Source organism: Photobacterium sp. MCCC 1A19761 (assembly GCF_037389125.1).
In the GTDB taxonomy this organism is placed as follows: Bacteria; Pseudomonadota; Gammaproteobacteria; order Enterobacterales; family Vibrionaceae; genus Photobacterium.
This window is the reverse complement of the sequence record NZ_JAZGTF010000007.1, coordinates 84,040-107,275: the sequence shown is the minus strand read 5'-3', so window position 1 is coordinate 107,275 and position 23,236 is coordinate 84,040. Positions and strand designations below refer to the sequence as shown.

The 23,236-nt window shown below is 53.2% G+C and carries 27 protein-coding genes; 12 read left to right on the top strand and 15 right to left on the bottom strand.

The features are described 5' to 3' along the window. Positions 1–30 precede the first annotated feature (30 nt). The 4 genes from VV869_RS09675 to VV869_RS09660 are packed head-to-tail and all read right to left on the bottom strand — an operon-like array spanning position 31 to position 2,455. Positions 31–258, bottom strand: a complete 228-nt coding sequence (locus tag VV869_RS09675; protein WP_337734743.1) for a DUF2897 family protein — start codon at positions 256–258, stop codon at positions 31–33. After that, positions 259–954 (bottom strand): M15 family metallopeptidase, encoded by a 696-nt coding sequence (locus VV869_RS09670; RefSeq protein WP_337734742.1) that lies wholly within the window; start codon positions 952–954, stop codon positions 259–261. After that, positions 951–2,084 (bottom strand): succinyl-diaminopimelate desuccinylase, encoded by a 1,134-nt coding sequence (gene dapE, locus VV869_RS09665; protein WP_337734741.1) that lies wholly within the window; start codon positions 2,082–2,084, stop codon positions 951–953. Before dapE ends, VV869_RS09670 begins: the two co-directional genes overlap by 4 nt. Before the next feature lie 14 nt (positions 2,085–2,098). Then, positions 2,099–2,455 carry an ArsC family reductase gene (locus VV869_RS09660; protein ID WP_337734740.1) on the bottom strand — a complete coding sequence of 119 codons (357 nt, stop codon included), beginning with the start codon at positions 2,453–2,455 and terminating at the stop codon, positions 2,099–2,101. A 439-nt stretch (positions 2,456–2,894) separates the two neighbouring features. Here VV869_RS09660 and ompW point away from each other — a divergent pair, with 439 nt between their 5' ends. Together ompW and VV869_RS09650 are read left to right on the top strand one after the other, a co-directional pair. Next, positions 2,895–3,533, top strand: coding sequence for an outer membrane protein OmpW (gene ompW / locus VV869_RS09655; protein ID WP_337734739.1), 639 nt, complete (start codon positions 2,895–2,897; stop codon positions 3,531–3,533). Positions 3,534–3,779: 246 nt separating this feature from the next. After that, complete coding sequence (locus VV869_RS09650; RefSeq protein WP_261600687.1) at positions 3,780–4,061, top strand: winged helix-turn-helix domain-containing protein; 282 nt, start codon at positions 3,780–3,782, stop codon at positions 4,059–4,061. 109 nt (positions 4,062–4,170) lie between these two features. On the opposite strand, the gene VV869_RS09645 is transcribed toward VV869_RS09650, so the two are convergent. Together VV869_RS09645 and narQ are read right to left on the bottom strand one after the other, a co-directional pair. Next, entirely contained in the window at positions 4,171–4,794 is a 624-nt protein-coding gene (locus tag VV869_RS09645; RefSeq protein ID WP_337734738.1) for a response regulator, read from the bottom strand. Positions 4,795–4,799: 5 nt separating this feature from the next. Beyond that, entirely contained in the window at positions 4,800–6,497 is a 1,698-nt protein-coding gene (gene narQ, locus VV869_RS09640) for a nitrate/nitrite two-component system sensor histidine kinase NarQ (protein WP_337734817.1), read from the bottom strand. Between the two features lie 365 nt (positions 6,498–6,862). Between narQ and napF the strand changes: the two genes are divergently transcribed. The 6 genes from napF (at position 6,863) to VV869_RS09610 (ending at position 11,452) form a co-directional block, all read left to right on the top strand. Further along, positions 6,863–7,348: a ferredoxin-type protein NapF gene (napF, locus tag VV869_RS09635; RefSeq protein ID WP_337734737.1), complete on the top strand. Its 486-nt coding sequence runs from the start codon at positions 6,863–6,865 to the stop codon at positions 7,346–7,348. Positions 7,349–7,359: 11 nt separating this feature from the next. Further along, positions 7,360–7,632, top strand: coding sequence for a chaperone NapD (locus tag VV869_RS09630; RefSeq protein ID WP_337734736.1), 273 nt, complete (start codon positions 7,360–7,362; stop codon positions 7,630–7,632). Next, positions 7,629–10,115: a periplasmic nitrate reductase subunit alpha gene (gene napA, locus VV869_RS09625; RefSeq protein ID WP_337734735.1), complete on the top strand. Its 2,487-nt coding sequence runs from the start codon at positions 7,629–7,631 to the stop codon at positions 10,113–10,115. The genes VV869_RS09630 and napA overlap by 4 nt, the downstream gene beginning before the upstream one ends. A 109-nt stretch (positions 10,116–10,224) precedes the next feature. Then, positions 10,225–10,671, top strand: a complete 447-nt coding sequence (locus tag VV869_RS09620) for a nitrate reductase cytochrome c-type subunit (RefSeq protein WP_443147303.1) — start codon at positions 10,225–10,227, stop codon at positions 10,669–10,671. A 24-nt stretch (positions 10,672–10,695) separates the two neighbouring features. Next, the gene (locus VV869_RS09615; RefSeq protein ID WP_337734733.1) at positions 10,696–11,268 is read left to right on the top strand and encodes a NapC/NirT family cytochrome c; all 573 of its coding nucleotides are present in this window, start codon (positions 10,696–10,698) and stop codon (positions 11,266–11,268) included. Between the two features lie 46 nt (positions 11,269–11,314). Next, positions 11,315–11,452 carry a TIGR02808 family protein gene (locus tag VV869_RS09610; RefSeq protein WP_337734732.1) on the top strand — a complete coding sequence of 46 codons (138 nt, stop codon included), beginning with the start codon at positions 11,315–11,317 and terminating at the stop codon, positions 11,450–11,452. Positions 11,453–11,468: 16 nt separating this feature from the next. On the opposite strand, the gene VV869_RS09605 is transcribed toward VV869_RS09610, so the two are convergent. The 3 genes from VV869_RS09605 to VV869_RS09595 form a co-directional block, all read right to left on the bottom strand. Then, the gene (locus tag VV869_RS09605; protein ID WP_337734731.1) at positions 11,469–11,690 is read right to left on the bottom strand and encodes a hypothetical protein; all 222 of its coding nucleotides are present in this window, start codon (positions 11,688–11,690) and stop codon (positions 11,469–11,471) included. 80 nt (positions 11,691–11,770) lie between these two features. Next, complete coding sequence (locus VV869_RS09600; protein ID WP_337734730.1) at positions 11,771–12,214, bottom strand: DUF1499 domain-containing protein; 444 nt, start codon at positions 12,212–12,214, stop codon at positions 11,771–11,773. A gap of 63 nt (positions 12,215–12,277) precedes the next feature. Further along, the gene (locus tag VV869_RS09595) at positions 12,278–12,628 is read right to left on the bottom strand and encodes a DUF2956 domain-containing protein (RefSeq protein ID WP_337734729.1); all 351 of its coding nucleotides are present in this window, start codon (positions 12,626–12,628) and stop codon (positions 12,278–12,280) included. Positions 12,629–13,088: 460 nt separating this feature from the next. Here VV869_RS09595 and VV869_RS09590 point away from each other — a divergent pair, with 460 nt between their 5' ends. Next, positions 13,089–13,550, top strand: coding sequence for a DUF2919 domain-containing protein (locus VV869_RS09590; RefSeq protein WP_337734728.1), 462 nt, complete (start codon positions 13,089–13,091; stop codon positions 13,548–13,550). Positions 13,551–13,556: 6 nt separating this feature from the next. Then, entirely contained in the window at positions 13,557–13,979 is a 423-nt protein-coding gene (locus tag VV869_RS09585) for a hypothetical protein (protein ID WP_337734727.1), read from the top strand. On the opposite strand, the gene VV869_RS09580 is transcribed toward VV869_RS09585, so the two are convergent. After that, entirely contained in the window at positions 13,976–15,583 is a 1,608-nt protein-coding gene (locus VV869_RS09580) for an ABC transporter substrate-binding protein (protein ID WP_337734726.1), read from the bottom strand. The genes VV869_RS09585 and VV869_RS09580 overlap by 4 nt on opposite strands. A 167-nt stretch (positions 15,584–15,750) precedes the next feature. Between VV869_RS09580 and VV869_RS09575 the strand changes: the two genes are divergently transcribed. Next, positions 15,751–16,647: a Dyp-type peroxidase gene (locus VV869_RS09575; protein ID WP_337734725.1), complete on the top strand. Its 897-nt coding sequence runs from the start codon at positions 15,751–15,753 to the stop codon at positions 16,645–16,647. Positions 16,648–16,729: 82 nt separating this feature from the next. Here the strand turns inward: VV869_RS09575 and crr are convergent, their stop codons facing one another. The 5 genes from crr to cysZ form a co-directional block, all read right to left on the bottom strand. Next, positions 16,730–17,239, bottom strand: a complete 510-nt coding sequence (crr, locus tag VV869_RS09570; protein ID WP_261600672.1) for a PTS glucose transporter subunit IIA — start codon at positions 17,237–17,239, stop codon at positions 16,730–16,732. A gap of 40 nt (positions 17,240–17,279) precedes the next feature. Next, positions 17,280–19,007 (bottom strand): phosphoenolpyruvate-protein phosphotransferase PtsI, encoded by a 1,728-nt coding sequence (ptsI, locus tag VV869_RS09565; RefSeq protein ID WP_337734724.1) that lies wholly within the window; start codon positions 19,005–19,007, stop codon positions 17,280–17,282. A gap of 52 nt (positions 19,008–19,059) precedes the next feature. Further along, on the bottom strand, positions 19,060–19,317 hold the full coding sequence (gene ptsH, locus VV869_RS09560; RefSeq protein WP_261600670.1) for a phosphocarrier protein Hpr: 258 nt from the start codon (positions 19,315–19,317) through the stop codon (positions 19,060–19,062). Between the two features lie 313 nt (positions 19,318–19,630). Then, positions 19,631–20,599, bottom strand: coding sequence for a cysteine synthase A (cysK, locus tag VV869_RS09555; protein WP_337734723.1), 969 nt, complete (start codon positions 20,597–20,599; stop codon positions 19,631–19,633). A 187-nt stretch (positions 20,600–20,786) separates the two neighbouring features. Next, complete coding sequence (gene cysZ / locus VV869_RS09550; RefSeq protein WP_337734722.1) at positions 20,787–21,545, bottom strand: sulfate transporter CysZ; 759 nt, start codon at positions 21,543–21,545, stop codon at positions 20,787–20,789. Positions 21,546–21,943: 398 nt separating this feature from the next. Here cysZ and zipA point away from each other — a divergent pair, with 398 nt between their 5' ends. Further along, complete coding sequence (gene zipA / locus VV869_RS09545; RefSeq protein ID WP_337734721.1) at positions 21,944–23,173, top strand: cell division protein ZipA; 1,230 nt, start codon at positions 21,944–21,946, stop codon at positions 23,171–23,173. Positions 23,174–23,236 lie beyond the last annotated feature (63 nt).

Below are 23,236 nucleotides of genomic sequence, written 5' to 3'. Positions count from 1 at the left end.
TTATGGAGTGCGTTTCTTGATTGAGTGTGCTCAGTGATCGCGGCGTTCGCTGTCGTTGCTTTGCTCGGCACTGTGAGAATTGCTGTCCGGGTCGTCCTGCTGCGCCTGTTCGCGCTTGTGTTTCTCTTGCATGTATTTGACTTTATCCCGGTAGCCAAACTTCATATTGGCCGTGTATTTGATTGCTGCAATGTTACTGACGATCACACTGACGATAATGATCGAGATCACCCAGGGGTTAAGGAGCCATTCCGCCATTTAAACCTCACAAACATTTGCAATGTACCTTGTATAAAGCGTATCAAGATTTGCCAAAATCTGCGACTTTCCAGCGATTTGGCTGGCATGAAGTGTGCGATGGAGCAACTCGGGCGTCAGTTGGGCCAGCAGGGGCGAGCTGACGGGCGCATGGCTGATGTGCCAGGGCTCCACCGCAACGCCGTTGCGATCTTCAGCGTAGGGTAAATAAAAGTCGAACATGGCGAGGGACGCCTGCAACCATTGGCTGAATTCGGCCTGATGGCCGCCCGGCGCATACTCCCAGGGCTCTAATTGCAGGTTGACCCCGTCCGGCAGGCAGTTGGCCGCATAGACGTCAAGATCCGTGCCCCAGTGATGACGGCTCGCACCGGGCAGGGCCGACCAGCGCATAATGGTATGAATGCGGTCAAGCTCACTGAGCGATGCGGCGTCGACCGGCTGGCTGTTGCTGTCCAGCAGCGGCCGGTTGCCGTTGAACTTGTGGTTCCAAATCATCAGCTGGCGCTCGAAGCTACGAAACGCGCTGGCAATTCTGAGATCGAATCCGGCCTGTTTGGCGGCTTGCTGTAAGGCCAGAAATGCCGGGTGTGTCTCGTGGTGCAGCAGGTATTGCTGGTGGCTGACCAGATGGGTTTCAGATTGGCCGGTGAGTTGCCCGGCCGTGAGAGGCCGGGCACCAGTAGGAACGGTCATTGCAAAGATTTTTCCAGGATTTTCTGATACATATCCGTCAGCTTTTCCAGGTCGGCTACTTTCACGCATTCGTTCACTTTATGAATGGTCGCGTTTACCGGCCCCAGCTCCACAACCTGGGCGCCGGTACGGGCGATAAAGCGTCCGTCCGAGGTGCCACCGGTGGTCAGGAGCGCGGGTTTCTGGTGGTTGACCTCTTCAATGGCCTCGACCACCGCAGCCAGCAGTGTGCCCTCATCGGTCAGGAACGGATGGCCGCTGAAGGTCCACTTCAGATCATAGTCCAGACCGTGGGCGTCGAGCACGGAATGCACTTTTCGCTTGATATCATCGGCAGTCAGTTCAGTGCTGAAGCGGAAATTGAACTGGACATGGAACTCACCCGGGATCACATTCGACGCGCCGGTGCCGGCCTGTAAGTTGGCAATCTGGAAGCTGGTCGGCGGGAAATAGTCGTTGCCGTTGTCCCAGGTGGTGGCGGCCAGTTCTGCCAGCGCCGGCATTGCCCGGTGCACTGGGTTATCCGCCAGATGCGGGTAAGCGACATGGCCTTGGGTCCCTTTGATGGTGATATCCCCGGTGATTGAGCCGCGACGGCCGTTCTTCACCACATCACCCACGAAATGAGTACTGGAGGGCTCACCGACAATACACATGTCGATTTTCTCGTTGCGCGTTTCCAGGGTATCGATCACCCGGGTGGTGCCGTTGATAAACGGCCCTTCTTCATCTGAGGTGATCAGCAGGCCGATCGAACCCGGATGGTTCGGGTTGTCTGCCAGAAAGCGTTCAATGGCGACGATGAAGCAGGCCAGTGAGCCTTTCATATCGGCGGCCCCACGGCCGTGGAGGTAGCCATCAATGATGGTGGGCTCAAACGGCGGGGTATGCCATTGCTCTGACGGCCCGGCCGGGACGACATCTGTGTGTCCGGCGAACACCAGCAGTGGCGCTTCGGTGCCGCGACGTGCCCACAGGTTGGTTGTGTCTTCAAAAATCATGGGCTCGATGGTAAAACCGAGCTTTTCAAGACGTTCAATCATCACGTCCTGGCAACCGGCATCTGCCGGGGTCACGGAAATACGGCTGATCAAGTCTTTCGCCAGAGCGATAACCGGGCTGTCTGACATCCTTGTATCCTTACTTATTGGTGAGCATGAAAAATGGCTTGGTATTGCTCCGGCTTGAAGCCGAGGTGATAGCTGTCGTTGTGAACCAGCAGCGGGCGCTTGATCATCGCCGGGTATTCCAGCAGCAGAGCCAGGGCAGTTTCGCGGTTCAGGCCGGCTTTCTGTTCATCACTCAGCTGGCGGTAGGTGGTGCCCCGTTTGTTGACCATAGCTTCCCAACCCAGTTGGGCTTCAAAGGTTTCCAGCAGGGCTGCATCCAGGCCATCAACGCGGTAGTCATGGAAGTTGTAGGGAATGTTTTCCGCATCCAGCCACTTCTTCATTTTTTTGATGGTGTCGCAATTCTTAATGCCGTAGGCAATTGTACTCATAATGGGACTGACTTTTGGTTGTTATCGCTAGGCCTTCCTTTATAACGAGATTGCCCGGGCTTCGCAATGGTCTTGATGGGGAGCGATGCATTCGCCGCTAGCCTTGAGGTGGTCTGGGATGTTGAGATATTTAACATTACAAAACAAGTGGTTATTGCAATTTCCCGAAGGTGTGATCTTGTGCCAGATCAAAAAATAATTGCGAGTCATGTTGCATAAAATGCGTGGGAAATGTAACACGGGCCTCCCACCGGGTGAAACCTGTAGTGCCTGGGTGTAAGTTATTGATCTGTATCAAGAGTTATTTATTGTGGTTAATTTTTTTAAATTGATTTCAATCAATACGGGCAGGTTTCAATCTCGTTACATTTGGCTCCGTTCAATAAGAAGCCCAATTTATTCCCATCCGGGATCTTCAAAAGGAATGGAGTCAATAATAATGAAAACAACAATTTGTGCTGCAGCTGTGCTCGCTGCAATGACCCTTGCACCTCAGGCTCTTGCTCACCAGAAAGGCGACATTCTGGTTCGTGTCGGCGCCGCGACAGTGATGCCGAATGAAAGCAGCGATGATGTCGCTGGTGCCGGCGAGTTCGGCATTGATTCTGATACCCAACTGGGTCTGACCGTGGGGTATATGCTCACCGATAACCTCAGTATTGAATTGCTGGCGGCAACGCCGTTCAAGCACACCGTGTCATTGGGCCCGATGGGCGATATCGCCGAAGTGGAACACCTGCCGCCGACACTGATGGTTCAATACTACTTTATGGACAGCAACAGCAAGTTGCGCCCATATGTCGGTGCCGGCCTGAACTACACCACCTTTTTTAACGAAGATTTCAACGGTAAAGCCAAAGATGCGGGATTAGCTAATCTGTCACTGGATGATTCCTGGGGACTGGCGGCTAATGTCGGCCTGGACTATCAGGTGAAAGATAACTGGTATGTCGGTGCGTCTGTCTGGTATGCCGACATTGAAACTGATGTGAACTTCACCTTGGAAGGTAACCCAGTATCGATCAACACCGAGATCGATCCTTGGGTCTTCATGCTGTCTGCCGGCTACAGCTTCTAAGCCAAGCCGCGTCAAATGAGCGATTCGGATAACCAGGCCGGGCCTTTGGCCCGGCCTGTTTGTTTGCGTGTGTCTGGTTTGAGCGCGTCGTCAGCTCCCCCAATATGATGGTGAAAAGTCCTGAAATTCGCGCTTCATCGTGAAATGAACGCCGGCATGGCGAAATTTCACTTCATATTGATCAAACGCAACATCCCCGCAGCAGAAGTCGGAATAATAACTAACCATTACAGATTGGAGGTCTCAATGGAATTGAATCCGGTTTTTGCCCGTCGTTTATATTTAGCCCTGTTGGTTGAAAAGGTCGAGCGGCCGAATGTGCCGAAGCTCATCGAAATTACCGGCTGGCCACGTCGTACGATTCAGGATGTACTCAAGGCGTTGCCCGGTTTCGGGATCGAGCTGGCCTTTGTGCAGGATGGCAAACGCCATAATGATGGCTATTATCAACTGAGCGACTGGGGACCGTTTGACTTACAGTGGGTGGTGTCCAAAGAGCAGGATATCATTACATCCGTGTCCGGCTGATGGCTGCCGTGACCAAGGTTTCGTAGATGCAGCGATGGAGGCCGATGGACAGTGGATAACCTGTCCGTCGGCGGATTGAACTGCAATGGTGATTGACCGCGGCAGATGGCTATCCCTGGGTTTCCAGGTAGAGCACGGTGGCTGCGGTGCGTGATTTCACCTGAAGTTTCTTGAGCAGGCTCTTCATGTGAACCTTGACGGTGGCTTCCGAGATATACAGGGATTCGGCAATCTGGCGGTTGCGGTGCCCTTTGGCTACTTCACGCAGGATCTGCATCTCCCGGTCGGTCAGTGTATCGAGCAGGGATTCATATTCGGTGTCGTCTTCAAGAAATTCTTTCACCTGATCGCTGTAGGCCTTGCCGCCGTTCAGCGCTTGCTTCAACAGCGCGACCAACTGGTCCGGCTCGGTATCTTTCAAGAGGTAGCCGTCGGCCCCGGCGTTGATCAGCGCCCGGATATCTGCGCGGCTGTCGGAGACCGTCAGCACGACAATCCTGGCCGAAATATCTTCTGCGCGCATGGCATTCAAGGTGTCCAGGCCGGACATCCCTTTCATATTCAGATCCAGCAGGATCAGGTCCGGTTCATGTTCCGCGGCTAGTCGTACGGCATCGGAGCCGTTGCTGGCCTCGGCGATAATGTCGAATTCAGGTTCAAAACTCAGCAGCTGACTGATCCCCCGACGGATCAGCGGGTGATCATCCACGATCATTAATTTCCAGTGTGTCATCGTTATTATCCTTGAGGATCAAGCGAAAAACTTAGGGCGACTTTGCAGCCAGCGCCTAGGGTTGTGTGAATCGAAAGCTCACCATGCAGGCGGGATGCGCGCTCGATCATGATGGCCAGTCCGTAGTGATTGCGTTTTTCATCGGCCGGGTCAAAACCCTGGCCATCATCGGTGATCAGAATATTCACCTGCTCGCCATCCTGGGCACAGTGCACCGTGATTTCATCTGCTTCGGCATGTTTAATGGCGTTCAGTACTGCCTCACGGATCAGTTGCAGCAGATGGACCTGGTGGTGGGCATCCAGGTTCAGCGATGACAGATGGTTCTCTATGATGAGCATAGCATCGGTTTGCTCATCGAGGGGCTTCAGCATTTCCACTAGCGCTTCGCCGAAGTTGGCTTCCTTAATCGTTAGGCGGAAGGTACTGAGCAGCTCCCGCAGCTGGGTATAAGCCCCGGACAGGCCCTGATCAATCTCGCTGATAATCGCCATCGCACTGTCGTGCTGGTGGTTGCTGAGCTGGCGTTTGAGCAAAGTCATCTGGATTTTGAGATAAGACAGGGATTGCGCCAGCGAATCATGTAATTCCCGGGCAATGGTTGCCCGCTCTTCCATCAGCAGCAACTGCTCAGCCTGTTTCTGGGCGCGGTTGTAGTAGATCCCGCGGGCGAGGGTGCGGGCGAGGTTATCAATCAGGTTCTTGTCCGGACAGGGCAGGGTGTACTGCCACCACAGTTGCCCGAGAACTTGGCCGTCCAGTTCCAGATCCTGGTAATGCCAGGCCCCGTTGTTCGCCGTGCCTGCGGCAATTTCGGTATTGCGTCCATTGCTTTCGTCGATCACCAGCTTGGCCGCAGTCAGTCCTTCAATATTGATCAGGGTATCGAGCATGGCTGAGAAATGCTGCGATGACAAGCGGCTTACCGACAGCTCTTGCGAACATTGGTAGAGCACTTGCAGTGATTCATTGGCATGGCGTAACCGGCGGGTCTTTTCCGCCACAGTCTGCTCCATGCCGCGATACAGTTTGCCGAGTTCTGTTGCCATTTGGCTGAACGTCCCGGCCAGAATGCCCAGTTCGTTGTCACTTTTGACTGCCAGTTTGATATCAAACCGGCCGCTTTGGATCTGCTCACTGGCCGCCACCAGCTGGTTGAGCGGCGAGACGATTTGGCGTCGGGTAAAGTGGATAGTGAACAGGGCTACCAGCAGGATCAGGCTGAGTCCGAGCCCGCCGATGATCGACAGAAATTGTAGCTTGATCTCCGAAAATTCCTGCAATTCAAAAACAAAGCGGTCAAGATCATCCACGAAACTGACGATTTCACCGAGGAAGCCTTGTGGCTCGCCGCGCTGGAGTAGGTGCTGCAGAGACTGCCAGCGCTCGATTAGGCTGAGGTAGTGTTGCTTGATGTCATTCGGGACCGTCCAGTGCTCCAGGGCGACCATCGAGGTTGAAAACAGAGATTGTTCGAACTGTGCCAGGTGGGCCGGTAACTGCGGCGACTGGGTTTGTACATCGTAAGCCAGCCGGTAGCTTTGCATCCGCATCGAGCCGGAGACATTAATGGCTTCTGCATCATTGAGGCTCGAAGCCAGCGTCAGCAGAGCGAAGCTGGTGGTGGTGACCGAAAGCAGCAAAATCACCAGCATGGCCCGGGCGATGGTGGTGGTCACGGGCTTGAGCGGGCGTTTGTTCATGTGATGTTCTTGCGGGTGAAGGTTGTGCTTGTCATGCATATGCTCAGTACTGGCCAGGGCTGCGTTCTCCATTGATTCCTCCCAACAATACCTGATAGCTCAGACGAATGGGCGGTCAGGTCCGCAATAGTGTGAGCATTATCATTTTGCTTTTTTGATCCAAAACAAGGTTCACCCCCATTTAACCCTTCCTGGGTATTTAAGCAAATATTACCGGATTTACACTGGCCGTATAAAAAAATGACGGGTTATGAATAGAGGGGTTGTGGTTCGGTGTTCATCCACCAAAGTTTGGGATGGATGGGCCAAACTTCCCAAGGATGTGCTTTATTCATTGTTATGAACCTGTTACTGGAGTGAGCGCTATGTTTGACCCATCCCGCCGACGACTCCTGACCCGACGCCGGGCAGCAGCTGTGCCACGGTTGCCCTGGGCAATAGAAGACACGGCATTTACCGACGCCTGTACCCGCTGCGGACAATGTCAGGCGGCGTGCGAGACCCAGATTATCGTCCAGGGGGACGGCGGATTTCCCGAGGTGGATTTTCAGCGCGGGGAATGCACCTTCTGTTATCGCTGTGCAGCGGCTTGTCCGGAACCGCTGTTTCAGGCGCAAACGGCATCACCCTGGGCGGTGAAAGCGCAAATCGGGGACAGTTGCCTGGCCCGGCAACGGATTGAATGCCGCAGTTGCGGTGACGCCTGTGAACCCCAGGCGATCCGGTTCCGGTTGCAGGTGGGCGGGGTGGCGACACCTGAGCTGGACTTGCAACAGTGCACCGGGTGTGGCGGATGTGTGTCTGTCTGCCCGGTTTCAGCCATCACCATGACCCAATCGAACCAGGAATAAGAGGCCACAACATGGCGTTACAAGAAGTTCATATTTCAAGTCTGGTTGTTCACGTTCAGCCTGCGTACCTGGCGGCGGTTAAAGACGCCATTTTACAGTTGCCGAAGACAGAGATTCACGGCGAGAGCGCAGAGGGAAAGATCATTGTGGTGCTGGAGACGGAGAACCAGGGCTATGTGACGGACACCATAGATAAAATCAATAACTTAGAGCACGTATTAACAACTTTCTTAGTGTATCACCAAATCGAACACTTTGATTCGCAATCTGAGGACGACGCATGAAAATGACAAGACGCGCATTTGTGAAAGCAAATGCCGCTGCATCGGCAGCAGCTGTAGCAGGCATCTCGTTGCCTGCCTCAGCGACGAACTTAATCGTGAGTACCGATGAAACCAAAATTAAATGGGATAAAGCGCCATGTCGTTTTTGCGGAACGGGGTGTTCAGTTCTGGTCGGAACGCAAAATGGTCGGGTCGTCGCGACGCAAGGGGATCCGGAAGCGCCGGTGAATAAAGGCCTCAACTGTATCAAGGGCTATTTCCTGTCGAAGATCATGTACGGCAAAGATCGCCTGCAAACGCCGATGTTGCGGATGAAAAACGGCAAGTTTGATAAAGACGGTGACTTCCAGCCGGTTTCCTGGGATCAGGCCTTCGATATCATGGCCGAGAAATGGAAAGCGGCGCTGAAAAAACACGGGCCATCCGGGATCGGGATGTTTGGCTCCGGGCAGTGGACCGTGATGGAAGGTTACGCGGCGTCCAAGATGATGAAAGCGGGTTTCCGCTCCAACAATATTGATCCGAACGCACGCCACTGTATGGCTTCCGCGGTGGGTGCCTTTATGCGGACCTTCGGCATTGATGAGCCGATGGGCTGTTATGACGACTTTGAACATGCCGACGCATTCGTGCTGTGGGGTTCGAACATGGCCGAAATGCACCCGGTACTGTGGACCCGGATCACCGATCGCCGCCTGAGCAATCCGCATGTGAAAGTGAATGTCCTGTCGACGTACTACCATCGCACGTTTGAGCTGGCCGATAACGGCATGGTGTTCGCGCCGCAGACGGATCTGGCGATTGCCAACTTTATCGCCAACTACATCATTCAGAACGATGCCGTGAACTGGGATTTCGTCAACAAGCACACCCACTTCAAGCGGGCCGAGACGGATATCGGCTACGGGTTGCGCGACGAGCACCCGCTGCAGCAAAAGGCGGCCAATGCCAACTCGGGCAAACTGCATCCGATGAATTTTGAAGAGTACAAGGCTTCAGTAGCTGAATATACCGTCGAGAAAGCCGCGCAAATGTCTGGCGTGCCGGAAGCTAACTTGCTGGAAATGGCCAAGCTTTACGCCGATCCAAAAGTGAAGGTGATGTCGCTGTGGACCATGGGGATGAACCAGCACACCCGCGGGGTGTGGATGAACAGCCTGGTGTACAACATTCACCTGCTGACCGGCAAAATCTCTCAGCCGGGCTGCGGCCCGTTCTCGCTGACCGGCCAGCCGTCTGCTTGTGGCACGGCGCGTGAAGTGGGGACTTTCTCACATCGCCTGCCGGCCGATATGGTGGTGAACAATCCGAAACACCGGGCGATTGCCGAGAAAATCTGGCAGTTGCCGGAGGGCACGATCCCGCCGAAGCCGGGTTATCACGCCGTGGTGCAGGACCGGATGCTCAAAGACGGCAAAATGAATGCCTACTGGGTGATGTGTAACAACAACATGCAGGCTGGGCCGAATATCAATGAAGAGCGGCTGCCGGGCTACCGCAATCCTGAGAACTTTATTGTCTGCTCCGACCCGTATCCGACAGCGACGGCTCAGGCGGCTGACCTGATCCTGCCGACTGCGATGTGGGTGGAGAAAGAAGGGGCCTACGGTAACGCCGAGCGCCGGACCCAGGTGTGGTATCAGCAGGTGGCGCCGCAGGGGGATGCGAAATCCGATCTGTGGCAGATCATAGAGTTCAGCAAACGCTTCAAAGTCGAAGACGTGTGGGATGACGCCCTGCTGGCCAAAGCGCCGCAGTACCGCGGCAAGACGATGTACGATGTCCTGTTCCGCAATGGCCAGGTTGACCAGTTCCCGCTGGCCCAGGCCCAGGCGCTCAACGATGACGCCCAGTCGCAGGGCTTCTATGTCCAGAAAGGCTTGTTCGAGGAGTATGCCACCTTTGGTCGCGGCCACGGCCACGATCTTGCCCCATATGATGTTTACCATCAGGAGCGTGGGCTGCGCTGGCCAGTGGTGAACGGCAAAGAGACCCGCTGGCGGTTTGTGGAAGGCTCGGATCCGTATGTGCCGGCAGGTGCCGGGTACCGCTTCTACGGTAAGCCCGACGGCAAAGCGAACATTATTTTCGCGCCGTTTGAACCGGCGCCGGAAGTGCCGGATCAGGAATACGACCTGTGGTTGTGTACCGGCCGGGTGCTGGAGCACTGGCACACCGGCACCATGACCCGCCGGGTGCCGGAGCTCTACAAAGCGGTACCAGATGCCGTGTGTTACATCCATCCCGATGATGCTCGCTTGCGCGGTTTGCGCCGGGGCGATGAGGTCTTGCTGGCGTCCCGTCGCGGTGAAGTCCGCTGCCGGGTCGAGACACGCGGCCGGAATCGTCCGCCGGTTGGTCTGGTATTCGTGCCGTTCTTTGACGCCCGGATCCTGGTCAACAAGCTGATCCTTGATGCCACGGATCCACTGTCCAAGCAGACTGACTTTAAGAAGTGTCCGATCAAAATCACCAAAATCTAAGTCAATCCATTTGAGTTTCGATGGCAGCCCGTTGTGCGGGTTGCCATGTGAATCGACCCAGTTTTAGCCGTAGGCGGAGAAGAAAATGAAACGATTTGTGTTAGCGGTCATGGCGGTAGGGATGATGGTCGCCGGTGCCGTACAGAGTGCAGAAGAGCTCCATAATCCCGGTGGGGTGGGTGGTCTGGAGTCCTTACGGGGGATCAGCGAGCTGGAAGATACCCGGGCAGCCGATCCGATGAAGCGCTATCCACGCGATCGCGGCGTGATTGATAGTGACTATGTCTACCAGCCGCCGCTGGTGCCGCATACCATCCGAAATTACGAAGTCTCGCTCAATGCCAATAAATGCCTGGCATGTCACAGCTGGAAAAATGCCAACGAGATGGGGGCGACCAAGATCAGTGTGACTCATTATCAAACTCGGGAAGGCCAAGTACTGTCGGATGTGTCACCGCGCCGCTACTTCTGCTTGCAATGCCATGTGCCTCAGGCAGATGCCAAGCCGCTGGTGGACAATACCTTCCAGCGTGTTGATGCGCTGCGCAGTAAATAGCCACAGTCAAAAGAGAGGCTATCGATGAAATTATTGAAAACTTTTTGGCGCAGGATGGCGTCGCCGAGCAAGGTGGCGGTCGGGCTGGTGCTCTTTATGGGCTTTATGGGCGGCTTGTTATTCTGGGGAGCGTTTAATACCGGCATGGAAGCGACCAATACCGAGGCGTTTTGCTCCGGCTGCCATGCGCCGATCGTGAAAGAGATCCGCGAGACGATCCATTACTCCAACCGCTCCGGGGTGCGGGCGATTTGCTCTGACTGTCACGTGCCGCACAACTGGACCGATAAAATCGTGCGTAAGGTCCAGGCGTCGAAAGAGCTGGTGGCTTTTGCGATGGGGACGATCGACACCGAGGATAAATTCAAGGAGCGCCGGGGCTATCTGGCGAACCGGGAATGGCACCGGATGAAGAATAATGATTCCCAGGAGTGCCGGAACTGCCATAACTTTGAATACATGGATTTCTCGGAGCAGGGGCCACGGAGTGTGAAGCAGCACTCGACCGCGCTGGCGTCCGGTGAGAAAACCTGCGTGGATTGCCACAAGGGAATTGCGCACAAGCTGCCGGATATGAAAGATGTGGAGGGCTGGTGATCTGACGGGTCATCAGGCTTAAACTACTGAACAACAAGGTGCAACCATGAGTACATTAGAATCGATTATCTGGCATGTGCTGGGGTATGCGGCGATGCCGGTGATTATCCTGACCGGTTTTGCTGCCGTTGCCGCGATTTCCATCGGCTTGTTGTCGTTGGGAAAAGATCGGCGCGTTGAATAAAACGGTGTTGGGGCTGTCAGGCATCACCATAACCGGGTGGCTTATTCGATGAAGACGTTGTCCGCGTGAAGCAGCCGATCAGCACCATGCTGATCCACACCAGATACAGGGGGAGCCATTCCAACAGAAATTGATGGAATGCTCCCTCGTTTCGTTGTATCCAGAGATCCGCCAGGTGTAAGGCGGTGATGGTCAGTAATCCGCTGATACTGATCACCAAAAATAATCGCCGCTCCATACGCCAATCCCCCGATGCCTATTGGGGATATTTTAGATCTAAATAGCAATCATTATCAACTTTTACGGCGTAATGAAAGGTTATTTCAGATACCCGGCGGCTTGCAGTTTGGCGCGGAACAATTCGGCCCGCTCCCGATTCACGCCAAAATCCGAGTAGCCCACCCGCGATTCTGAGCGCACTATCAAGGTATCGCCGGTTAACCGGAGTTCGAAATCATCCACGAAACGGAAAATTTTACTCCGGCATTCTACCCGCAGGTAGTGCTGCTGTTGCTGACCCAGGCTGGCACCCGGCAGCGACAGGGCCAGATCCTGGATCTCCGACCAATGGGCTTGCCCCTGCTGGTTGAGCTGGAATGGGGCCAGACGGAAGTCTTCACGTGATTCTAAAGTGGAGACACAGTTCGGCTTCTCACCGCAATGCTGCCCGGTGCGATCCGGCAGGGTGGTCGCCGTCGTCTCACCATGGCTGCAGCCGGTGAGCAGCAGGCCAAACAGGGCTGCTTGGCTGAGGTATTTCATGTTTGGTTTCCTTTTAGACAGTAAGTACCAGGTTAGACAGTAAGTACCAGGCTGGGCCCGCATCTAGGCTTGCAACAGGTAAGCGGCAAATCCACACCAGGATGCCACGAGCAGGAGCCAGGGCAGCCAGTGTTGTTTCTGGATCACGGTCGGACTGTCGGTGTCGTGTTGGGAGGCGTCTTGCTCCGGCTGTGCTGGTAGCCTTTCTTTGCTTTGTTTTTTCCGCAGCTTGTCCCGCTCACGGGCTTTGGCTTTTTGTTGTTTTTTGTATTGCTCGATCCCTTTCTGGATGCCCTGTGCAATGAGCTTGGTTTGCTCTTTGGTCTGACCCGGCTTTTGGGTCGCCCGGGCAATCTGCATGGCTTCTGCCTGGGTTTCCGGTGAAGGCGCAGTTTGTTTCTTACTGGTTGACATATCGGCCCCGTAAAGATCAGTAAATCATTTGGTCATTCATGCTTTCCCGGGAATTATACCGCGCCCTTGCCGGGTTGAAAGCAGCCTTGGTGCTGGATATTTTGTAGGAAAATTTCATCAAAATATTCATCCTCGGTTTATCCTGAACGAACCTGAATCTTGATTAAAGCGCTGATATAGCTATATTTGAATGCTGTTCATAACCTATTCTATCGATAGCGTATTAACCTTGGAAATGCTACGGATTTAATAAAACTACGACTTTTATTACCGAAATCGTGATCTTGGCTACAAGATGAACAATTGAATCGTGCGATGGGCCACAGAATTAATCTCCTCGGGATGGGGATTTTAGCCAGATGAATTATGGTGATTGCATGATGTGCAATTTGTCATTGTGGTTGAAATCCATGACGTGCGTCTCCATAGCATGAACAGAGAGCGTAAATGGAGAGCCGGTTTGCTTTATCCGATAGAAGCTTATGACAAACATGGTTTATTAAAACCTTCCGGGATGCTGTGGCTGGCCCTGGCGTATAGTGCCAAAGCCTGGCTGATTTTTCTGATGGCCGGTGCCAGCCGGGCGCAGGGTGCACAGATCCTGGAGGTGATTTATCCCCTGCGCGACCATTTGTATGTCGGCATGGGCATGGGGTTGCCGGCGCTGCTCTTGATGTGGCTCTCCGGGCAACGACACAAACAGAATCAATGGATCACCGCCATTTGGCAGCAGGGGAAAGTGATTTTACTGTTTGCTTATCTGGCTGATGGTCTGTCACAAGGGTATCAACTGGCGCTGAGCCAGGGTGCTTTTCGCTGGCCTCAGGCTGTCAACTTGCTGTTGACGCTTTGGTTATCAGCTTATCTGATGAGAAGCACCCGAGTCCGCAATACCTTTGCTGATCAACCTGATAAGGGGTAAAGCAATATGAATGAATTGAGCAAGGGACTCATTTTGTTTAGCGCGCTACTGAGTCCGCTGGCGATGGCCGACTGGCTGCTCGATGTTAACTTTGAGCTGTCGAGTGCCGGCCGGACACAAACGGTCAATACGTCACTGTCGCTGCTGCCGGGAGAAGAAACCGTCTTTTTCGGGACGACCGTGCAAGATATGGACGCCACGGTCCAGAATGTGAACGCCAGGCGGCTGGTGGGTAGTGCCGAATTGCTGGAGGTGTCTGCGGAAGAAGTCAAAATTGCCTTTAAAGTCAAAGAGCAACTTGATGATGGCGCCTGGCGGACGCTGATTTCGCCGACTATTTCGACCGGGCTCAATACCCCGACATCGTTTGAAAGCGACGAAGATGCTGAGCAGCAAGTCAAACTTCAGGTTGAAGTGACTTCCGTTTAAGACTCAACTGCGGTTTGACCCGATCCAAGGCGCTCCTTCTGGGAGCGCCTTTTGTTTTTGTACATCATGTTATCTGCCCGGGACAGGAAATAGTCCGGGGTGTCCCCTGGCCGGTAGAAGGTAATGCCGACACTGGCCCCAATTTGGATCTGTGTTTGCTCATGGGGGAAGGGATGCTGCGCGGTGGCGGCCACCTGGCTGACCAGAGCATTGGCTTCATCCTTCGCAGTGGCCTCCAGCAGGATCACAAATTCATCCCCGGCCAGGCGGGCAAAGAAGCTGCGTCGGCCCGCCAGCAGGGTATTCACCCGGGCGCAGAATTGCTGCAAAATCCGATCGCCGACGTGGTGGCCATAGGTATCATTGACTTGTTTAAAATCATCCAGATCGATAAAAAGCAGGGCCGGCTTGGCCTGATAGGGAGTGACCTGGCTGACAACCCGATGCAGCTCTTCGACCAGGGCGTAGCGGTTGGCAATTCCGGTTAAGGTATCTTTACGGGCCATTTCCGAGGCTTTTTGCTCGGCTTCGATCCGGCGGGTGATCTCTCGTTTCAGTTTCCGGTTGACCAGCGTTAAATAGGTGATCACCAGAATGGTCCCGCCCAGCAACATGATGCCGGACTGGAGCCACAGTTTGACATCCTTCCAGGTCAGCTCCGCCCGTTGAGGAAAGAGGAACTCTTCATCAATGTGGGTGCGGGGAATGATATTGAGTTGACTGAGCTCGTCGGCGATCGTTTGCCAGCGATTCGGGTTCATGTGCCCGATTTCTATCAGATCGGACATGATCATTTTGGCGCTGGATTCGAGCTCGAACGCCAGATGTTGGCGGCTTTTCTTCGGTTGGTAATCCCGCTCAATCACGTCCAGCGTTTCTTCGATGTGGGTGAGGGCATAGTACCAGCCTTTCAGGCTGGCCGTCCGAAAGCGTTCAACCGCGCCGGGATGAGTACGGGCGAATTCCTGGTGGGTAAAGATAATGTCGCTGTAAAAACTGACCCCGTAATCCGCCGGGTTGAAAATTAAGGGCAGCTCTCCCTGTTCTTGGAGGTAATAGGGTTCATTGGTGAGGTAGCCATTGAAGGCATCGATCTTTCCGATCAGTAAATCGTCGATGTCGGCTGAAGTGGTGATCTGTTCCAGGTCGGTCAGATAAATATCATTGCGGGCCAGCAGCACCAGCAGCTCGGCATCTTCGGCCCCGGCAAACATCATCACCCGTTTGCCGATTAAGTCATGAATGGTCTGGATGTCGCGGTCGGCCCGGGTAATCAGGACGGATGGGGACTGTTGAAAAATGGCGGCCATGGCAGTGACCGGAAACCCATGACCATAAGCCACCAGGACTTCGGTATTCCCGACCCCGAATTCAGCCCGGCCGCTGAGGACTTCGGTAATGGGGACTTTGTGGTTTCCGCCGGGCTTGATGGTCACGTCTAGCCCGGCATCCCGATAGAATCCCTGTTCTTTGGCCATGTAAAACCCGGCAAATTGTGCCTGGTGAAGCCAACGCAGCTGCAGGCTGACCGGCTCCAGCGCGAAGGCTGGTTGAGCCAGAACCATCAAGAGTAGAGATAGCAGCACAGCGCAGTTTTTTTTCACAATCGCTCATAATTCTTCACAAGGGGCGACCCCAATTTTGTGGAACAAATTCAGGGAAGTAAAGGGGGGAGATGATTTATTGAGAACGCTGGCAGGAATCAAATTCAGGTTATAAAATCCCGTTATAATATATTGATTTATCGTTAATCGAGAATTAGGAGAGGATTATGACTCACCCTCAACCAGCAATTTTGCCGGAAGCGGGCCCTTTTGCACTTTACGTTGTGCTGAAGGTGATTGGGGATCAGGCGGCCGTGGTTCGTCAGTGCCAACAATGGCATGACAGCCTGGCTGAATTGAATCATCAACAACCGGATGCCCACCTGCGTGCCAGCGTGGCATTCGGCCGGTCATTCTGGCAGAGCCTGGACCAGACACTACCGTTACAGTTTGATGATTTCCGACCACTCGGGAGCGGAGAGATCACTGCGCCGGTAACAGGCGGCGATGTGTTGCTGCACCTGAACTCCAGCCGTCATGATCTGAACTTCTTCGCCCTGCGCCAGTTCCTGCAGCCCATCGCGGAAGCGGTTGAGATCCTGGATGAGACTTATGGTTATCGTTATCTGGATGCGCGGGACATGACCGGGTTCATTGACGGTACAGAAAACCCGAAGACCCTGGAATCGCGCGGTGAAGTGGCCCTGATCCCGGACGGTGAGTTTGCCGGGGGGAGTTTTGTCATGGTGCAGCGGTTTGTCCATAACCTACCGGCCTGGCATCGCCTCAACGTCAAGGCGCAGGAGAAAGTGATTGGCCGGACGAAGCCGGATTCTGTTGAGCTCGACGATGTGCCGGAAAACTCTCATGTGGGCCGGGTGGATATCAAAGAAGAAGGGAAAGGCTTGAAGATTGTTCGTCACAGCCTGCCTTATGGCACGGTGAGCGGCGATCATGGCCTGCTGTTTATCGCATACTGCCATACTCAGCATAACTTTCATGCGATGCTCGAGAGCATGTATGGGGAAACGGATGGGAAAACAGACACCATGCTGCGCTTTACCCGGGCGGTGACCGGTGCTTACTTCTTCGCTCCGTCGCTGGAGATGCTTAACGCACTGTAAGGTCTATCGAGCGGATAAATAAAAGCGCTCCCCGAGGGGAGCGCTTTTTCGTGGTCTTTCGCATGGAACACGCGGGCGGTGATTACTTCTTCACGCGCAGAACTGGTGTCTCACCCACAGTCGTTGGGCCAGACAGCTTGTTCAGCTCTTTGATTTCGTCCATATTCGAGATAACAACAGGTGTCAGCGTCGATTTTGCTTTTTCTTCCAGCAGGGCCAGATCGAACTCAATAATGGTGTCACCGATTTTCACGGTCTGGCCTTCTTCCGCAACGCGGGTGAAGCCTTCACCTTTCAGTTCAACGGTGTCGATACCGAAGTGAACAAACAGTTCGATGCCATCGTCAGACTCGATAGAGAACGCGTGGTTGGTTTCGAAAATTTTGCCGATTGTGCCGTTTACCGGGGCAACCATTTTGTTGCCAGCTGGCTTAATTGCGATACCATCACCAACGATTTTTTCTGCAAACACAACATCTGGCACATCTTCGATGTTTACGATTTCGCCAGACAGCGGTGCGATGATGTCAATAGCACCCGCTTCGTTGTTGTCGTCTGATACCAGCTTCTTCAATTTGTCAAACAGACCCATATCGTTGCTCCTAAGCGTTGTTATTCTATCTGCAGCTATATTAGCAGATGGTCTTTTCTGCGATGAATTTTTCTACGTGTGCTTCGATTTCAGCTGCTGTCGGTAGCGCCAGTGCTTGCTCGGCCATTGCCTGAACATCAGCAAAATTCGCGTTACGGATAATTTTCTTAATGCGCGGAATCGAGATTCCACTCATGCTGAATTCGTCCAGGCCCATGCCCAACAGGAGCAGGGTTGCACGCTCGTCACCGGCAAGCTCACCGCACATGCCTGTCCATTTGCCTTCTTTGTGCGACGCATCGATCACTTGTTTGATCACCGTCAGGACAGCAGGAGACAGTGGGTTATACAGGTGAGAGATCAGCTCATTACCACGGTCAACAGCCAGAGTATACTGGGTTAGGTCGTTTGTACCAATACTAAAGAAATCAACTTCTTTGGCAAGGTGGTGAGCTATCGCTGCTGCTGCTGGTGTTTCCACCATCACACCGATTTCGATGCTCTCGTCAAAAGCCAGGCCTTCAGCACGAAGCTCGGCTTTATAGGTGTCCATGGCTGCTTTCAGCTCACGGATCTCTTCAACAGAGATGATCATCGGGAACATGATGCGGATTTTGCCATGGGCAGAGGCGCGCAGGATACCACGCAGCTGATCACGCAGGATCTCGCGACGATCCAGGCTGATCCGTACGGCACGCCAGCCCAGGAATGGATTCATTTCTTGCGGCAGATCCATGTATGGCAGGTCTTTGTCACCACCGATATCCATGGTACGGATAATCACGGGCTCGCCCTGCATGGCTTCAGCAACATCTTTATACGCCTGGTACTGCTCTTCTTCGGTTGGCAGCGCGTCGCGATCCATGAACAGGAATTCAGTCCGGTACAGGCCAACCCCTTCACCGCCATTGCGATTGATGCCGTCGCAGTCTTTCACGGTACCGATGTTGCCGCACACTTCAACTTGCTTGCCGTCTAAAGTGATTGCCGGCAGATCTTTCAGTTTCGCCAGTTCTTCTTTTTCCGCCTGGTGAGCGTCACGGATCGCTTTGAATTTGGTCAGTTCGGCTTCGCTCGGGTTAACGATCACTTCATTGTTAATGGCATCGAGAATCAGCATATCGCCGTTCTTTACTTTTGCCGTGATGTTATTGGTACCGACAATCGCCGGCAGCTCCAGCGAGCGGGCCATGATCGACGTGTGGGATGTCCGGCCGCCGATATCTGTGATGAAGCCCAGAACATAGTTCAGGTTGATTTGCGCAGTTTCTGAAGGGGTCAGGTCGTTGGCAACCAGGATCACTTCTTCATTGATCGAGCTCAGGTTGACAACATTGATCCCCAGCGCGTTTTTGACGACACGGTTACCGATATCCCGGATATCCGTGGCGCGCTCTTTCAGGTATTCGTCATCCAGCGATTCCAGTGTCATGGCTTGCTCTTCAATTACTGAATGAATCGCAAGGTCCGCGGATGCTTTGTTGTCTTTAATGAAGGCTATGATTTCTTCTTCCAGCTCTTCATCTTCCAGTAGCATGATGTGACCTTCAAAGATCGCTTCTTTTTCTTCACCAAAGGTGGCGCGTGCTTTCTCTTTGATCACTTCCAGTTGTTCGGAAGATTTTTTTCGAGCGTCGAAGAAACGCTGAATTTCGTTCTCGATTTGATCTGCAGCGACAGGAGCCTTGTTTAGAACAATCTCTTCTTCCTGCAGGAGTAGTGCTTTACCGAAAGCAATACCCGGAGATGCCAGGATACCTGAAATCATAGCCTTACCTTAAATTAACTAGAAACTTGGATGTGTGACAAACAGCTGCGAATTAATGCAGTTCGTCCATGAGGGCAACCAGGTGATCGACAGCTTGCTGTGCCTGAGTACCTTCAGCTGAGATGGTCACAACAGTACCTTTCACCAGACCCAGAGTTTGTAGTTTGAACAGGCTTTTAGCGCTGGCGCTTTTGCCGTTAGAGGTTACAGTGATGTCCGCGTCAAACGCTTTGGCTTCTTTAACGAATTGTGCAGCCGGACGCGTGTGTAGACCATTTTCTGCAGTAATCTCAACTTGCTTCTGATACATTTTTCACCCCGATTCATTTCGTATTTATTTAATATTAACGTAACTGAAAGTAAGCTTAACCCGGATAACCTGTCTTTGCTCACCTGGAGTATAAACTACCCAACAGTTCGGCGTTTTAGCTTAATCCAAGTCAATGTTTTGTGACATTTATGGCATTTCAAGTGTCAAATCGGTCAATAAGTGACCTTTTATTTCGACGCTAGAAATAAAACGCAACGGTTTTATATTAAAGCTCAGTGCGAAATGCAACAAAAAAGCCCCCACAGGGGGAGCTTTCAGGTAGTTATCTGACCTCTAACTTTTTAAAGTGTGATCACTGTTGGGTTTCTTTTTCAGTGAAAATACCGGCAAAGAGGGCAGTAGAAAGATAGCGCTCACCTGAGCTTGGCAGCACAACAACAATGTTCTTTCCAGAAAATTCAGGACGTTCTGCGATGCGGTTGGCAGCAACCACGGCGGCGCCAGAAGAAATACCGGCCAGGATCCCTTCTTCTTCCATCAGGCGACGTGCCATGTCGATGGCATCTTCTGAGCTGACTAGCGCAACTTCATCAATCAGATCCAGGTCCAGATTGTCCGGAATAAAGCCGGCACCGATCCCCTGAATCTTGTGTGGCGCAGGTTTGATCTCTTCGCCGTTCAACGCTTGGGAGATGACCGGAGACTCAGATGGCTCAACGGCAACTGTGGTGATGGCTTTGCCTTTCTGCTGCTTAATAAAGCGGCTCACGCCTGTCAGGGTTCCGCCGGTGCCGACACCGGAGACAAACACATCAACCTCACCATCGGTAGCTTCCCAAATTTCAGGGCCGGTGGTTTTCTCATGGATTTCCGGGTTTGCCGGGTTGCTGAATTGTTGCAGCAGCAGGTATTTTTCCGGATCCGAGGCCACAATTTCTTCGGCTTTCTCAATGGCGCCTTTCATCCCTTTCGGGGCTTCGGTCAGCACTAGGTTGGCACCCAGCGCTTTGAGCAGCTTGCGGCGCTCCAGGCTCATGCTTTCCGGCATGGTCAGCGTTAACTTGTAACCACGGGCAGCCGCGACAAACGCAAGAGCAATACCGGTATTGCCGCTGGTTGGCTCAACCAGTTCTACGCCTTCTTTCAGCAGACCTTTCTTCTCGGCGTCCCAAATCATGTTGGCACCGATACGGCATTTCACACTGAAGCTTGGGTTACGGGCTTCAACTTTTGCCAGAACGTTACCTTGACTGACACGGTTCAGGCGAACGAGCGGGGTATTACCAATCGTTAGGGAATTATCTTCGTAAATCTTGCTCATGCTGGTCGTTCCTTCGTGACACGTTTAAACAATTAACAGGTTAAGCATAAACCGTGTCTTCAATTTGGAAAGTAATTAATTGTTATATCTTATTGTTATATAGGATGGAATTGTAAGCAGAAATAAGAAAGAACAACGCCATGCTGACCCGAGCAGAATGCACGGGCCAGTATGGTGAGGGACGTGATTAGTAGTTGCGGAACTGGCCGCGGTAATGGTCGACCCACATGGCGGTGGCGCCACACACCGCAATCGGCATCACCACCAGGTTCAGGAGTGGCGTCATGGTAAAGAGCATGACCAGCGCGCCAAAGCCCAGAGACTTGCCGCGTTTTTGCTTCAGGGCATCGCGCATGGCCGGAAACGGCACTTTGTGGTTATCAAACGGGTAGTCAGCATATTGAATGCTCATCATCCAGGCACTGAACAAAAACCAGAGCACCGGACCGATGGTCTGGCCGATGGCCGGAATCCACATCAGGATCAGCAGCCCGATGGCCTTGGGGAGGTAGTATTTCAGCTTGACCCATTCCCGGTGCATGATGCGCGGCAAGTCTTTGAGAATCGTGCGCAATCCGGCATCCGGTGTTTTTGCACCGGTCAGCTTGGCTTCCAGGTGTTCGGCCAGCAGACCGTTAAAGGGCGCGGCAATCCAGTTGGCAATGGTGCTGAAAAAGTAAGAAAACGTGACCAGTGCGGCAATCGCCAGCAGTGGCCAAAGCAGGTATGAGAGCCAGTCGAGCCAGGTAGGCAGAGAGGACATCCAGCTGTTGATCCAGTCATCCAGTTGCATCAGGACATACGTAAAGGCGCTGCCGAACAGCAAAATATTAATGAGTAGCGGCAAGAGCACGAAGCGGCGGGTGCCGGGCTGCATGGCCAGGGACATGCCCTTGAAAAAATAGCCGGCTCCGGTATGTGGCTGTTGGGCCATGGACTGTGACATCGGGTTCTCCTCTGAATGTACCGACGGATGATGCAAAATGCAGATCAGCAACAGGTGGAAGCATGTTAACGGGGAGCCGGGTTGTGAAGCAAATCTCATCTTGGCGTCATGGCTCATAAAAGTCGGAAAATCCAATTTTTAGGCTGAAATTTGCGCGATTTTGTGCTCAGGAGCACTATCTTGCCGGAATCGCAATAATCGTCTTCTCTTTCTGATTTGAGTTTTGGTACATTAGAGCCCATTCCTTTAATTATCTGCGTTGTACTGGCAAGGTGGTTAAAGGAATCGAGCAAAACGGTTGAGGTGATCTTTCAAGTGAGGGCGTTTCGCCGGGTTGCCTGAGTCATAGTCATGGTCATAATCCCTTTACGGGGAAAGAGTAAAGTCAGAGTATTCATATGCAGGAATTGCGTCTGGTCCTTATTATTGTCGGCGCCCTGGCGATTGCAGCCTTATTGCTGCATGGCCTGTGGAGTAGCCGGAAGGAAAAACCCGCTAAGTTTGGCGAAAAGCCGCTGGGAAAGCTGGGTGAAGAAAGCAGTGTTGATGCTGACGGATTTGATCAGGATGGTGTCGGCAGCGTACGGGTGGTTCATGCTGACCACCCAAGCCGGGAGAAAGCATCCCGCAAAGAGCCTGAATTTCATTTTGGCGAAAAACCGGAAGCGGATCCGCTGATGGCTCCGACTCAGCCAGTGCCGCGAACTGAACCGGATCTCCCGTCAATGGCGGTGAATGTATCAGCCACCACCCCGGAGACAATGCTGGAAGCGCCGCAGACGGCAGCCGTTGAACAGGTTGAGCCGGTGATCGCATCAACGAATCCAACAAAATTAACCAATCCGACAGCGCCTCAAGTGATGGCGCCGGAATCAACGCTGGGCGTTACTGAAGCACCGATTGAGGTTGAGGACGTTGTTCAGAAACCTGTTCTGGAGCCCGCTTCGGAATCGATGCCGGTGCCTGACTCCGCGTTAACCGAAACCGCGGAGGCCGGTGCAGCGCCAGCGAAAGCCGAATTTCAAGCGGAATTTGTTGAAGTGCAGGCGAGTTCGGAAGCATTATCGGCAACGCCGTTGGTTGACGAAGCGACGATGACGGCTGTTACAAGCGCTGAAGAAACGGTTGCTGAGACTGTCGTCGAACCGGATGTTCAGGTTGATGCCGACGTTCAGGCTGTCACCGACACCGCAGATGAGCAGCCAGAAATCCTGCCGCCGGATTACTTGGTGCTGAATGTTCATGCCCGTCGTGGCCAAATCATTCGGGGAAGTGCTCTGTTTAGCTGCCTGGAACAAAATGGGTTGTATTTCGGAGAGAATGCGGTGTATCACCGCCATGCTGATCCGGCCGGGACTGGGCCGATCATCTACTCTGTGACTAATATGGTGAATCCGGGGCATTTTCCGGACCATGATGATCCGGCCTTTGAAACACCGGGAGTGGCATTTTACCTGATGCTGCCATGTCCGGGACGGGCGGATAATAACTTTAACCAGATGTTGCTGACCGTTCAGCGTGTTGCGGATGAACTGGGAGCCGACATTCTGGATCACGAGCGTGCGCTGATTACGCCACATCGGATTGAGTCGTACCGTGAAAAAGCGAAGCGGTACATCCAGGCGTAATCGCAGGTCGTGAATGAATTGGTATGGGCCCCTTCTTGGGGCCTTATTTTTATACGATAGGAT